The following is a 14,104-nucleotide window of genomic DNA, read 5'->3' as shown; positions in this document are numbered from 1 at the left end:
ACACTATGTACAAGCACTCAACCTCTGAAGAGAGATATTATATCGCTATTAACATCAAGCAAGGGATGTCAAAGAATAAAATTGCTGTTGATAAACTGAATTCTAGACCTGGAAAATGTTTAGAATTTAAAACACCTTATCAGGTGTTTTTTGAAAGAACGGGTGTTGATGTTCGTCAATTGGGCGTTGTGCACTTATGAGTCGAATACACCTTAGATTTTACTAATAAAAGCGCAACCGCTTTAGCGTCAATAGTTTAGCATATTTTTAAAAAAATCGTCAAAAATGACTAAATTGGCGAAGCAATTAATTGCGTTTCATTTAATCCATTTTCAAACAACAATTCACCCAAATAAATCAACACTTCCGCTGGCACTGAAATATAGACATCTGATTGATTGACAATATTATGGTCTAAAGCCTCAAATATTTGCTTGGCAACCTTTTTACAATCATTTTTATTAGCACGATTAAAGGTACAGGCAATAGGGGTGTAGTTGTATTCATCCATCATCGCACGCCAAGATTGCGCATGATTATTTAAGTAGGGTATCTGCTCAGTAGCAGGAAATGCCCAATAAAAATAAACAGGATTGGGCATTTCCAATGAAAAAGCGTGCTCCACTAAACTTCTAATGGGTGCAAAACCACTGTCCCAAGCGATAAATACCATTGGTCGTTTTGACCGCTCTTTGAGTATAAAAATACCTTTGGGTCCTTTTAATTTCACTTTGGACTTAGCTTTAAGCCCTCCTTTAAAAATTTCACTGGCGAAAACATCGCACTCTGTATGTCTGATATGAAACTCTAAATCCATTCCATGGCAAGGACAAGAGGCAATAGGGTAGTGATAACTTTTTCCATTAAAGGACAGTTCAACATTCTGACCTGCCATAAATTGCAAAGTTTTAGATCTCGGCGTCCTAAGTTTTACAATGGACATGCCCTTGTTAATAAACTTAATATCTTTGACCTTAACTTCAATCGATTGAATAGGGATAGACTTAACACCTCCAATTAGTTCTAATGTCACTTCAAGGTCGCTAGCAGGTGCGTTACAACAGGTTAAAAAGGTATTTTCTGCCTTTTGCTCATCCGTCAAAGGAAAATCATGGTGTTTTATCTGCTTAATTTGACCCTTTAAAAGCTTTGCTACACAAGAACCACAAGAGCCGTTACTACACTCATAGCGCATTGCCAAACCATGATGAAGCCCACTTTCGAGGATAGGATCCATTTCAGCGCATTCAAAATCGCGCCGATGATTTTTTAAGTGGACATTAAAGAGGTTGTTTGATGACATTATGAATGCAGTAAATCTATAATATAGCGGAGAGGGTAAAAAAAATCTTTGTTTGCTTGGGTCTATAATTTAACATAATATAAATTATGCGAACTTAAGTTAATTGCTGAGCAAGGATATTTGAAAGTGCTTGTATGTGGTCTTTTCGGTCGTTTAGTGCGGGTATGTAGCTAAACTGCTTACCACCAGCTTGCATAAAATATTCTCTGTTCTCTTTATCAATTTCCTCTAAGGTTTCTAGACAATCCACTGAAAATCCAGGACATACAACTTGTACATGTTTAATGCCGTCTTGCGCTAAAGCCTCAAGACTGTCTTTTGTCTGTGGTTTTAGCCACTCTTCACGGCCAAAGATAGACTGAAAGCACAGCTGGTAGTCATCTACACTTAATTTAAGGGCTTCAGCGAGCAATTTAACGGTATTGACGCAATGATCATAATAAATATCGCCATTATCAACGAAACGCTGTGGTATGCCGTGAAATGAAATTATTAATTTATCAGGTTTTCCATGTTTTTGCTGATGCTCAATGATGGAGTTCACTAAAGACTGGATATAACCGTTATCTTGGTAGTAATCTCTGATAAACACTAGTTCTGGGGTGTTTTCCCAGTTCTTTAGCGCCATATCAACCGCATCACGCGTTGAACTTGTTGTGGTATCAGAATACTGTGGATACATAGGCAATACTACGATTTTCTTACAACCCTTGGCTTCTAATTTTTTCAGTGCAGAGTCAATCGATGGGTTGCCATAACGCATACCCACTTCAAGTGCCAAGCTATCGAAGTCATTTTCTAAGAGTTTTGTAATGCCTTTTGCTTGCAAATGGGTGATATTTAGTAAGGGAGAGCCTTTGCCAAAAGTGCTCCAAATTTTGGCGTAATTAAGGGCAGATTTAGCAGGACGAATGTTCAAAATAACGACATTTAATGCCAACCACCAAATGCGTTTATTTTTTGGTTGAATAACTCGTTCATCTGATAAAAATTGCTTTAAATATCGCTTTAAAGCAGTCTTTGTTGGCGCATCTGGCGTGCCTAAATTGGTTAGTAAAATACCTGTTTTCATCTAAAACTTCCCTAAATTATCGTCAATAAAATTACGCACAAAATCGTGCATTTTTGCAGAGTGAAATCGATCCACTTCTTCGCCTCGAATAAAGGCAATAACTGTCGGAAATCCGCGCACTGAATATCGTCCTGCAATCTTCATATTTTCATCTTCCGCCTCTAACTTTGTCAGAGAAAATTCGTCTTTATTATACTCTGCCGCGACAGCGTTTAAAATAGGTTCGAGCGCCCTACATGGAGCGCACCATTTCGCAGAAATATCCAAAATAACTAATTGCTGATGTGATTTTTCAATTACTAAGATTTCAAATGTATCAATTGAAACCTCAATTGGCGTGATATTAGACATAAATTTTAAAAAATAGATTATAAATCAATGGTTTATAAGTAAAAATATAAAAAGTTGTTATCAAGAGCACTATGCTCCTTTCCTATTAATTTAACAATAAAGTCGCTTAAATAGAGAATTTGGCATTTATCGTGAAAAATAGCGTTAAAAAGTTAGTTTTTTGAAATTCTGGCAACGAATTTCCCAGTTGGTCGATATTTTTGTTTGGGGCTTTTTGGTTTTTCAGGAATGGTAAGTTCAAGAAAGCCAGCTTCAATTAAAGGATTTAAAATATCATTTTTGAATTTTGACTTATTCGTCCTTTTTAAAATTTTTATCAACTCCGCAGCTGACTTATCTGCCACGCATCCCTTTAAAATATCGATATGATTTTTTTTTAATTTTGTAAAAAAATTACTTAGTCCCTTCTTAGTCCCTAATTCTTCTGTATGTATATTTATATCAATGTTTTCATCATTAAATAAATTTGGTTGTTCTTTGCCAGTTTTATTAACAATGTTACGCTTAAGATCTCTAATATCGTCGTCAAATATTTCTATATTTTCTTTTGATTTGTTGCGATTAAAAAGTCCCATAACGCCTTCTGTTTTATTTACTTAGTATCTGATCTAAAAATAATTTAAGCCTTTTTGATTCTGGATTCTGAAAAAAAGATTTTGGTTGGTTTTCTTCAATAATTTGCCCTTCATCCATAAAGATAACACGGTCTGCAACCCGCTTGGCGAAGCCCATTTCATGAGTCACACAAAGCATGGTAATACCTTCTTTTGCCAGTTCTATCATCACATCTAGCACCTCTGCAATCATCTCAGGGTCCAATGCGGAAGTCGGCTCATCAAACAACATAATCTCTGGCGAGGTGCAGAGTGCTCTGGCAATTGCCACTCGTTGTTGTTGTCCGCCACTCAATTGATTTGGATACTTTTCAGCTTGGTCCCTAATCCCCACTCTGTCCAATAAATTCAAGGCTTTATCTCTTGCCTTATGCTTGCTTTCGTTGTGTACCCAAATAGGCGCCAAAGTCAAATTATCAATAATACTCAGATGTGGAAATAGATTAAAGTGCTGAAACACCATGGAAGCCTCTGACCTGATCTGTCTAATCTTGTTAACATCATCGCTAAGCACTGTGCCATCAACGGTAATTACCCCCTCCTGGAACTTCTCAAGGAAATTAATACAGCGAATAAGTGTGGACTTGCCACTGCCTGATGGTCCGCAAATGACGATAATCTCACCTTTCTTAACTTTAAGATTGATATTTTTAAGGGCATGAAAATCGCCGTACCACTTGTTTAACCCACTAATTTTAATAATATTTTCATTCATAATCTTTAGTTCTTGTGTTCTGTGTTGTATTTTAACTCTAATTTTTTCGAATACTGACTCATTGAATAGAGGATAACCCATAGCACCATCATTACAAACACATAGCCTTCGGTGCTCCTACCAAGCCATAATTCATCACTACTGGTCAGATGTACCATCGATAAAATATCAAACAAACCAATAATCAACAATAGCGTTGTGTCTTTAAACAATGCAATGAAAGAGCCGACAATATTTGGGATTGATATTTTTAATGCTTGTGGCAAGATAATCAACCCAGTTTTCTGTATAAAACTTAGTCCCATGGCATCTGCTGCCTCATACTGACCCTTGGGAACGGCCTGCAATCCACCGCGAACAACTTCAGCAATATAGGCCGCTTGAAACAGAGTAATGCCAATTAAAGCACGCAACAATTTATCCATATTGATACCCTCACTAAAAAACAATGGCAAAACAACGGACGCCATAAATAAGATGGTAATCAGAGGTATGCCCCGAATAAACTCGATATACACGACTGACAATAACCGAATAAAACGCATTTTTGACTGACGACCGAGTGCCAACAATACCCCAATCGGAAAAGAAGCGACAATACCCACTGTTGCCACCACAATAGTAAGCATTAAGCCACCCCACTGATGAGTTTCAACAATGGTCAAGCCTAAACCGCCATATAGCAAGAAAAATGCAATAATAGGGTAAATAACGATAAGTCCAATGATGATTTTAACTTTGTGTGCATACTGTTTTAATGCTTTTGCCATAAAAACAAAGCTCAGCGCCAATGCTAACACCAGTTGCGGACGCCAAACTTCTTCTGTTGGATAAAAACCATAAATAAATAAATCCAATTTTTCAATGATATAACGCCAACAAGCGCCCTCTCTGCCGCATTGTTCATTACTGACTGGCGCAAAAGTTGCATCAAAATACATCCAATTAGCAAGTGCTGGCACAGTCAAATAAATGATATAAAGTGCAAGCAGGGTAAATGCACTACTGGTAAGGCTAGAAAATAGGTTTTGCCTTAACCAACGCACAGCGCCAAGCTCTAATTGTGGCGCCTTTCTACTGGGTTGCGGTGTGAATACAGGCATTTATCTCTCCTTGAGGTTCATTTGACGGTTAATCAAATTTAAAATCAATGAGATAACTAGAGATATTGTTAAATACACGGCCATGGTCATCAAAATAATTTCAACCGCCTGCCCCACCTGATTAAGAACTGTGCCTGTAAATACATTCACAAGCTCAGAATAGCCGATAGCGGCAGCCAATGAAGAATTCTTGGTAAGGCTTAAGTATTGATTAATAATCGGCGGAATGGCTACTTTAAGCGCCTGTGGTAAGATGACCAACTTCAACGACTGTTGTCGGGTTAGCCCCATTGCCAATGCCGCCTCTTTTTGCCCTTTAGAGACAGATTCGATACCCGCACGAATAGCTTCAGCGATATAAGTCGCCGTATAAACACTAAGCGCAAAGGCCAATGATAAAAATTCTGGTGACAAACTCATGCCGCCCTTAAAGTTAAAACCTTTTAGCACCGGATAATCAAGAACCAATGGTGAGCCCAGTGCAAAATACACCATAGTCGGAAAACCGATTAGCAATAATAATGAATAAATTAAGCTATTTGACTTAGTCCCTGACTCTTCTTTTTTCTTTTTATAATGGCGTTTAAGTAATATTTTAAGTAGAATGCCAAAACCCAAGGCAACAACCACCCAAACAAAGCCGTCTGTGACAATCGGCTTAGGTAGGTAAATACCACGAAGGTTGACAAATACCGAGCCAAACAACTCAAAACTTTGTCTAGGGTGTGGAAAACTTGATAAAGCAAGATTGTACCAAAATAAAATCTGTAATAAGATTGGGATATTTCTAAACAATTCAATATACCCTCCTGCTAATTTCGCAATTAACCAATTGTTCGATAATCTAGCAATACCAACGATTAATCCAATAATACTGGCAAAAATAATACCCACACCAGAGATGACAAGCGTGTTTATCAGTCCAACATAAAAAACCCTAAGGTTTGTTGAGGCAGAGGAATAATCAATTAAATATTCGGCAATATCGAAGCCTGATTCAGTTTGCAGAAAATCAAACCCCGTTCTAATGCCGCGATTTTCGATATTGATAAACAAGTTATCAATGGCATTATAGGAAAAATAGGCAATCACCACCAAAGTGATAATTTGAAACAAAAAAGCCCTGACTTCGTTATTATAAAGCAGTAAAAAAAATGACTTTACCCTCTCCATTTATAGCAACCTACCTAAAAGGAGGCGCGTATAAAATTCCGCCATCCTTCCAAAGTGCATTAAGCCCCCTGGAGATTTTTAGAGGCGTGTATTTACCAACATTTCTGTCAAAACTTTGCTGATAATTGCCCACTTGGGCAATGATGTTGTAAGCCCATTTTTTATCCAAACCAAGATGCTTATTTAAATGACCAATATTGCCTAAAAGTTTGTTGATTTGTGGTTGGATAAATTTTTTATCAACATTGTCACTACTAACCCCCAATTCTTCCGCCGCAATCATCGCATTTAGAGACCATTTAACAATATTAAACCACTCGTCATCCCCTTGTCTAACCGAAGGACCTAAAGGCTCTTTAGTAATAGTTTCCGGTAAAATAATTGCAGAAGATGGATTTTTTAGCGTGGTTCTAATAGCGTATAGTTTCGACCTATCAGAAGTTAGCACATCGCATCTGCCACTTTCAAAACCTTTTTTGCTTTGCGCTGAAGTGTCAGAAGGTGTTGATTTGTAACTCATTTTATGGCTAGTAAAGTAATCAGACAGGGTAATTTCGGTGGTTGTGCCGTTCTGCAAACAAAAGGTAGCGCCGTCTAATTCTTTGGCACTACTGACGCCCAATGATTTTTTAACCATAAAACCTTGTCCGTCGTAATAATTCACCCCAGTAAAATTCATCCCTAAAGAGCCATCTCGCGTCAGCGTCCAAGTGGTATTCCTTGAAAGCATATCAATTTCACCCGATTGTAGTGCAGTAAAGCGTTCTTTAGCTGTTAACGGCACAAACCTTACCTTGTTAGCATCACCCAAGGTGGCAGCAGCAACAGCACGGCAAACATCAACATCCAGGCCTTTCCATTTACCTTTGGAGTCCGTTGATGAAAAACCCACCAAACCTGTGGATACACCACAATTTAAACTGTCTTTAGCCCGAACGCTATCCAGTGTGCCCGCTTGGACATATAAATTAGTAGCGGTCAATAGTGCTAAAGTTGATAATTTTAATACTGTACTCATAATTTCCTTAAGGGTTGTTTAAATCAGCCTAAAAGTATACATAAACTGGCTTTTATATAGGCACTAAATCCTAAAAATAGCGCGTAATCACATCCAAAACAGGCTATTTCCGACCTTTAGTATCTTAGTATTATTAAAGCCATATTATGCCATTATATAATTATTATTTATATTAAAAATCATATACTTATGAATATATTATAGTTTTTTTACCACTACTTGTATTTTTTAACTAATTAACGGCTTTATGACTGCGGTATAATTGGGTTATATTAGTTAAAAAATACATATAAATACCATGGCAACAAAAACCAAGGAATACCTGGCTGAAGTCCGCAAGAAGACTGGGTTTTCAGACTATAAGATAGCCCAAGAATACGACATTAATCAATCCAATTTAAGTAAATATAAATCAGGTAAATCTGCGCTATCTGAGACCCATGCTTGGTTATTTGCCTCCATTTTGGGACTCTCCCCTGCCGAAGTGGTGGCAAATACTAAAATTGAACAAGCCAAAATTAACAAAAATAAAGTGAAGCTTGAATTTTGGCAAGAACAGCTAGAAAAACTTTCAAGCAACTCAGAATCCTTAAAAATCGCTATCGCCCAAATTAACCCCATTGTTGGCGATATAAAAAATAATGCCCAACAAATAATCGATTTATCATTTGAAGCTTTTGATTTAGGTACCACCCTACTGGTGTTCCCAGAATTAGCCTTGATTGGCTACCCGCCAGAAGACTTATTGTTGCGTGAAGGTTTTATCAGTCAAGCAGAAGAGGCTGTTGAGTATATCCGCACTCAGTTACCAGAAACCATGAGCATTATATTTGGTGCGCCTACTCGCTTTGACGGGGGGTTGTATAACAGTGCTTACTTGATACAACATGGGCAAATACGCACCTACCATAAACAGAAATTACCCAACTACGGTGTTTTTGATGAAAAGCGCTACTTCAGAGCTGGCAATAAACCTTTTGTATTCGAATGCAATGGTCGTCGTATTGGTTTAGTCGTTTGTGAAGACGCTTGGGACGCAGAACCTATTGGTATAGCTGTAGATTTCGGCGCACAGACAATTATCAGCCTTAACGCCTCCCCTTTTCAAATTAACAAGCACACAGAGCGACTGGAAACAATTAAACAAAGGGTTTGTGAGTATAAAGTTGATTTTATCTATGTCAATATGGTCGGTGGGCAAGATGAATTGGTGTTTGATGGTGGCTCATTTGCAATGGATAAACACGGTGAAGTGACGCAGCAATTGCCGTTTTTCCAAGTTGCCATGCAAGTTTTAGACGCGCCAAGCAAAATACCGCCTTACGAACCCATAGAAAAAACCCTATATGATGCTTTGGTGCTTGCCACAAAAGACTATATCAACAAAAATGGTGTATTCAATGGTGCTGTTATCGGCCTATCAGGCGGTATCGATTCCGCCTTAACCCTTGCCATTGCTGTTGATGCACTCGGTAGTGAGCATATTCAAGCAATAATGATGCCCTACGAATACACCTCAAGTATGAGCTTAGAAGATGCCAAAGCCCAAGCCAGCAGTATGGGCGTGGACTATCAAGAAGTTAATATTCACCCAATGGTCAGCAGTTTTAATATGCAACTCAGCCCCCTATTCGCAGGCTTAACACCCGACACCACCGAAGAAAACCTCCAAGCTCGCATTCGTGGTACGCTATTAATGGCAATTTCCAACAAATCAGGCAAAATAGTCCTCACTACTGGCAATAAATCTGAAATGGCAGTCGGCTACGCCACCCTTTACGGCGATATGTCCGGCGGTTTTGCCCCGCTTAAAGACATTGCCAAAACCATGGTCTATCGCCTTGCAAAATATCGTAACACCATTAATTATGTCATTCCTGGTCGTGTCATTGACAGAGCGCCATCTGCCGAACTCGCCCCCAATCAAATAGACAGCGACTCTCTGCCTCCTTACGATGAATTGGATGCCATCTTAGAATTGTTTATTGAGCAAAAGCAATCTGTTAGCCAAATTATTCAACAAGGCCATAACCCAGACACCGTAAAACGCATTACCCGTCTGGTGCTAAACAACGAATACAAACGCCGTCAAAGCGCTCCAGGTCCTAAAGTCAGCGCTAATGCCTTTGGTAAAGAGCGCCGTTATCCAATGACTTCCAAGTTCCAACCTTGATATTAACTTAAAATTTTCCAATCATCTGCATTAGCCGTATTGCTTTAAAATAATACTAAAAACTTTAAACGCCAGAAAAAAGTTTACTTGATTATTAATTTGCACATTTTTTATGATGATAGGCATTATTTCTGCTATCATAATTGCCAATATTAACAAGTTAAAATGGTGTAAGAAATATTTTTACTTAAATATCGCATATCAAGTAAAAATCTAATTTTAAATCTATAAAATGATAAAAATATGAAATATTTACATGTCTTTAGTTTTAATAGAGTATATAAGGGAATATGTCCTTATACTAATAGTTAGCTGTAAAAAAATGCCGGGGCAACTTGCAGCTTGTAGCAACATATGAGAAAATAAACGTATTTATAAGATTCAGGGTAACAGATGAAATTCAATAGAAATATCAGCGAGTTAGAGAAAAATGCCATTTTATGGTGGCCTGAACACCTGAATCAAGCAAATGCAGCAATTAGTGTCATTCCCAAATTATTGCAAACCCAAGATGATTTCTTAAAAATCATCTCCCTCTCAAAGAAAAACCCATATCAAGTATTTGATCTTCTGGATGCTTCTGAATTCCCAGCCAATTTATTCCTAAAACATCTATGTGTTCTAGCTGATTATGGTGGTGAACCAATACAAAGGCTTGGTAGAGCCTTTTCCTCAATTTTCCAATCTGGCAAGAACAAGCATTCCATAGAATTCTCATGGAATTCAAATAACTACACTTATGATTTTAAATGCCTTCCTATTCGTGGCCTTGGTAACAAAAAACTCTTTATAGATGGTGAAGGTTTAATTGAGATAAAACAGCTATCGGATCTATATAAAGACATGTTTATTCTATTGATGTTTGGTTCAACATCAACGGTCAATGAAGAGGCTGGGTTAGTAGCTTGTGAAATTGGTACGTTACTAGGAAAAACAGAAATTTTAGAAAAGTATATTAAAGAACGTTATATAAACGTAAGCCGTATTACAGGTGGTGCAACTGCAAATTCATTAGGTCAACTTGCCCAGCAAGAAATTGTAAAACATTTATCCAAGTCATTAGGTGGCAACTATCGCGTTATCAGTAATGGTTATATTGCATTAGATGGGTATGAAAAAGAAAGTGGTATGCCTTTTGACGTAGTTGTAGAAAAAGGTACTAAAAAAGTAGGAATAGAAGCTAGTTTTCAGGTAACTACAAACAGCACGATTGAACGAAAAGCAGGGCAAGCCGCAGACCGAATGAACCTTATGCATTCAAATGGCTATAAAATAGCCTATGTTTTAGATGGTGCAGGTAATTTCCAAAGAGTATCTGCAATTTCAACTATTTGTGCAAATAGTGATTGTACAGTAGCTTATTCAAACCAAGAGTTCGATATTCTTTGCTCATGGATAGGTGAGTCACTTGATTAAATTCATTGATTTATTCGCTGGTACAGGTGGTATACGTCTTGCTATGGAGCAGGCTTGTTTAGAGTCTGGAATCAAAACTGAATGTGTATTCAGTTCAGAAATAGATAAAAATGCTTGTGCATCTTACGAATTAAATTTTGGCGTAAACCCTTACTCTGATATTAGAGAAGTTAATGAACTTCCTGATTTTAATTTTTTGTTAGCTGGGTTTCCATGTCAATCATTTTCGTATGCTGGGAAAAGAAAGGGTTTTGGAGATACTAGGGGAACACTCTTTTTTGATGTTGAAAGAATTCTAAATCAAAAAAAACCTGACTATTTTTTACTTGAAAATGTCCGTGGATTAATAACCCACGATAAGGGAAGAACTTACCAAACAATCAAAGAAAAATTAGAGGCAATTGGGTACTCGGTTGATTATCTTTTATTAAACTCTAGCAATTATGATGTTCCACAAAACAGGGTGAGAATATATATTCTTGGTGTAATGAATAAAGAATTAAATCTTACCTTAAACAGTGATCTTGGTGCTGCTGATACTCATAAATTCAAATTAAATACAGAAAACTTACAAACATCTTTATTTGAAGAAGAAGAAAGGAAACCTAAAGTTGTTAAAGATATATTAGAGGAAAATCCAAATTCTAAATATACTTGCTCTCCAGACTTCACAAGCAAGCTAAAAAAAGTAGTCAGATCTGATTTCACACAACTTAATGGGTATAGGTTGATAGATTATCGAGGTGGGAAGTCATTACATTCATGGGAACTCGGCGTAAAAGGTATTTGTACTCCTAATGAAATAAATTTCATGAACCTTCTCATATCAAATCGAAGAAAAAAAATATTTGGCACACATCAAGATGGTAAACGTTTAACTAGAGAGCAAATTGAAACTTTTTATCATGTTAAGGATTTTAATAGTGTCACATCATCACTCATCAATAAGGGCTATTTAAGTTGCTATGATGGTCAGTATAACCCTGTTTGTGGAAACATGTCCTTTGAGGTATTTAAGTTTTTAGATCCTGACGGGATTTCAATTACCCTAACTGCATCTGACTCTAATCGACTCGGTATTGTCCAAAATAATATTGCTAGGCGTATCACTCCGAGAGAATGTGCAAGGCTTCAAGGCTATCCAGATACTTATAAACTTTTAGACAACGATAGTGCTGTCTACAAACAAATGGGAAATGGTGTATCAGTTCCAGTTGTTAAGTCTGTCTTATTAGATTTCATTGAACATAATGTTAAAAAACAGCTAACAAATAGCTCCAGCGGACAATTTAAAGCGGCACTTGTTTTGCCTTCGCAAAAACGCGCCACTTTAAACTGCCGAGAAAATGGGGACAGGCTACTTTTTATAGTGGATTAAAATGGTAGAAGCAGCAATAAAAATAGCCTGTCCCCATTTTTTGTGTCCCCATTTTTTGTGTGACGGAAACACATTAAAGAATGGCAAGACCTAAAATACCTAAAGCTATTGAAAATCGTCTCCTCTATGAAAGCGCTTATGCTTGTGTGGTTTGCCAATCTGACGGCTGTCATATCCACCATATAGATCAAGATCATTCAAATAACAAAGAGAACAACCTTGTTGTACTTTGTATAAAACACCATGACGAAGCACACACTAAACGTCAGTTATCTAAAAACCTAGATTCAATGAATAAGGGGACGCTACCCTTTTATTTAGTAAATTACATCTAAAAACAATAACTTATGACTATAAAAATACCTAACAGAATAATTAGGGTCAGAGAGTGATTTATTTAATAATTAGGGTCAGAGAGTGATTTATTTAATAATAAGAGAGTCATATGCATAGCCTTATTTTAAAACGCCCTTCTGCTTCCTTATTTTGGCAACGCCCATTGTTTTTGTCTTTTTAAGGTTTCTTGACTAGATTTGGCATCAGGTGTCAGAACGCAATGTGATTTTTCAGTGAGTGTAATGTTGAGTTTTATTTCAAGTGGCGCCTTGTCTCTTAAGATTCCCATTTTAATCATTTCACCTTCATTGCAAGAACCTAGTGTTTTTGCCAAGTCTTTAGCCTTTAATTTAACACCATTGATGCTTAGAATTTTATCCCTAACATACAGCTCTGCATTTTGCACGCAGGAATTATCAAGGATATGCGTGACAACGGCGTATTTTTGGGTTTTATCAATGCCCAAGCCAATATTCAATAAATCACCTGGCTTGTGCAAAAATAGGGGACAGGCTACTTTTTATAGTATAATCCTCTATTTTTATTATCCAAAAACCAAAATGCCCCGCATACCAAGAGGTCAAACCCAAGGTGGAATTTATCATATTATCAATAGAGGTAACATGCGTATGCAAGTTTTTGATGATAAAGAGGATTACGAGTTTTTTCTAAAATTACTACAAATAGGATTACAAAGAGAAAATATTGAACTACACGCTTATTGTCTTATGCCTAATCACTTTCATTTACTGCTCATTCCTCAAAGCGAGAATAGTTTAAGTAAATTTATGCAATGGGTTATGACCTCACATGTGCGTTATTATCATAAGAAAAACAAAACATCAGGGCATATTTGGCAAGGTAGATTTAAAAGTTTTATTGTTGAAAAAGACAACTACTACTTAACTTTATTACGCTATATAGAGGCTAATGCATTAAGGGCTAATTTAAGTAAATTTGCACAAGATTGGCAATATGGCTCATTAGCAGAAAGAGTTTTTAAAAATCGAACATTACTACATCCACCTTATTTAAAACTTGATGATTGGACGGCCTATGTAAATACCCCAATCTACCAAAAGGAATTAGACAAAATTAGAAACAGTGTTAATAGGCAGGCACCACTTGGTAATAAAAACTGGACTATAAAAATAGCAAAGAAATATGGCTTGTTATCAACTTTAAAAGCGAGAGGAAGACCGAAAAATGAGAAAAAATTATAATAAAAGTAGCCTGTCCCCTATTCTGCTATAAAATCAGCATTGATAGCCTAAAAATAGCAACTGAGCAAATTAGCATGAGTGAGATAAGGCAAGCTAAAGAGCAAGGTTTTATAAATCAAGGCGAGCTATTAGAATTTGTGCAGAATAAGCGCCAGCAAGAAATGAAATCAGCTAGATCTTCAAAGCAAGATTCAAGCTCTCGTAAACAAACTCATTTTAAAAAGTAGCC

Annotated in this window: 16 protein-coding genes; 7 read left to right on the top strand and 9 right to left on the bottom strand. The window is 36.9% G+C overall.

All coding sequences use genetic code 11. The features are described from left to right. The first annotated feature begins 5 nt into the window (after nt 1-5). Nucleotides 6-200 (top strand): helix-turn-helix domain-containing protein, encoded by a 195-nt coding sequence (locus BSEPE_RS04440; RefSeq protein WP_066044519.1) that lies wholly within the window; start codon nt 6-8, stop codon nt 198-200. 89 nt (nt 201-289) lie between these two features. Here the strand turns inward: BSEPE_RS04440 and BSEPE_RS04435 are convergent, their stop codons facing one another. From BSEPE_RS04435 to BSEPE_RS04400, 8 genes are all read right to left on the bottom strand, one after another. Next, on the bottom strand, nt 290-1,303 hold the full coding sequence (locus BSEPE_RS04435; protein WP_083502978.1) for a 2Fe-2S iron-sulfur cluster-binding protein: 1,014 nt from the start codon (nt 1,301-1,303) through the stop codon (nt 290-292). A gap of 94 nt (nt 1,304-1,397) precedes the next feature. Continuing rightward, nucleotides 1,398-2,375, bottom strand: a complete 978-nt coding sequence (gene hemH, locus BSEPE_RS04430) for a ferrochelatase (RefSeq protein ID WP_066044517.1) — start codon at nt 2,373-2,375, stop codon at nt 1,398-1,400. After that, on the bottom strand, nt 2,376-2,726 hold the full coding sequence (locus BSEPE_RS04425) for a thioredoxin family protein (protein ID WP_066044515.1): 351 nt from the start codon (nt 2,724-2,726) through the stop codon (nt 2,376-2,378). Between the two features lie 152 nt (nt 2,727-2,878). Next, the gene (locus tag BSEPE_RS04420; protein WP_066044513.1) at nt 2,879-3,301 is read right to left on the bottom strand and encodes a Fic family protein; all 423 of its coding nucleotides are present in this window, start codon (nt 3,299-3,301) and stop codon (nt 2,879-2,881) included. A 13-nt stretch (nt 3,302-3,314) separates the two neighbouring features. Further along, nucleotides 3,315-4,055, bottom strand: a complete 741-nt coding sequence (locus tag BSEPE_RS04415; protein ID WP_066044510.1) for an amino acid ABC transporter ATP-binding protein — start codon at nt 4,053-4,055, stop codon at nt 3,315-3,317. 5 nt (nt 4,056-4,060) lie between these two features. Further along, nucleotides 4,061-5,158: an amino acid ABC transporter permease gene (locus BSEPE_RS04410; protein WP_066044507.1), complete on the bottom strand. Its 1,098-nt coding sequence runs from the start codon at nt 5,156-5,158 to the stop codon at nt 4,061-4,063. Further along, complete coding sequence (locus BSEPE_RS04405; RefSeq protein WP_066044506.1) at nt 5,159-6,331, bottom strand: amino acid ABC transporter permease; 1,173 nt, start codon at nt 6,329-6,331, stop codon at nt 5,159-5,161. It lies immediately after the preceding gene. A 10-nt stretch (nt 6,332-6,341) separates the two neighbouring features. After that, nucleotides 6,342-7,349, bottom strand: coding sequence for an amino acid ABC transporter substrate-binding protein (locus BSEPE_RS04400; RefSeq protein ID WP_066044504.1), 1,008 nt, complete (start codon nt 7,347-7,349; stop codon nt 6,342-6,344). Between the two features lie 298 nt (nt 7,350-7,647). On the opposite strand from BSEPE_RS04400, the gene BSEPE_RS04395 reads away from it, so the two are divergent. From BSEPE_RS04395 to BSEPE_RS04380, 4 genes are all read left to right on the top strand, one after another. Continuing rightward, nucleotides 7,648-9,522, top strand: a complete 1,875-nt coding sequence (locus tag BSEPE_RS04395; RefSeq protein WP_066044501.1) for an NAD+ synthase — start codon at nt 7,648-7,650, stop codon at nt 9,520-9,522. 393 nt (nt 9,523-9,915) lie between these two features. Next, nucleotides 9,916-10,938 (top strand): restriction endonuclease, encoded by a 1,023-nt coding sequence (locus BSEPE_RS04390; protein ID WP_066044500.1) that lies wholly within the window; start codon nt 9,916-9,918, stop codon nt 10,936-10,938. Then, entirely contained in the window at nt 10,931-12,316 is a 1,386-nt protein-coding gene (dcm, locus tag BSEPE_RS04385; RefSeq protein WP_083502977.1) for a DNA (cytosine-5-)-methyltransferase, read from the top strand. The genes BSEPE_RS04390 and dcm overlap by 8 nt, the downstream gene beginning before the upstream one ends. 80 nt (nt 12,317-12,396) lie before the next feature. After that, nucleotides 12,397-12,651: an HNH endonuclease signature motif containing protein gene (locus BSEPE_RS04380; RefSeq protein WP_066044497.1), complete on the top strand. Its 255-nt coding sequence runs from the start codon at nt 12,397-12,399 to the stop codon at nt 12,649-12,651. A 146-nt stretch (nt 12,652-12,797) separates the two neighbouring features. On the opposite strand, the gene BSEPE_RS08020 is transcribed toward BSEPE_RS04380, so the two are convergent. Next, a complete protein-coding gene (locus BSEPE_RS08020; protein ID WP_066044495.1) occupies nt 12,798-13,151 on the bottom strand; it encodes a PDZ domain-containing protein in 354 nt (117 codons plus the stop codon). On the opposite strand from BSEPE_RS08020, the gene BSEPE_RS04370 reads away from it, so the two are divergent. Beyond that, on the top strand, nt 13,111-13,875 hold the full coding sequence (locus tag BSEPE_RS04370) for a transposase (protein WP_331710344.1): 765 nt from the start codon (nt 13,111-13,113) through the stop codon (nt 13,873-13,875). The genes BSEPE_RS08020 and BSEPE_RS04370 overlap by 41 nt on opposite strands. Before the next feature lie 74 nt (nt 13,876-13,949). Continuing rightward, complete coding sequence (locus BSEPE_RS08015) at nt 13,950-14,102, top strand: hypothetical protein (protein WP_157059385.1); 153 nt, start codon at nt 13,950-13,952, stop codon at nt 14,100-14,102. Nucleotides 14,103-14,104: the final 2 nt, after the last annotated feature.

The sequence above is a fragment of the endosymbiont of Bathymodiolus septemdierum str. Myojin knoll genome, from assembly GCF_001547755.1.
Taxonomy (GTDB): domain Bacteria; phylum Pseudomonadota; class Gammaproteobacteria; order PS1; family Pseudothioglobaceae; genus Thiodubiliella.
The sequence above is the reverse complement of the archived record's forward strand: the minus strand, read 5'-3'. Positions and strand labels throughout refer to the sequence as shown.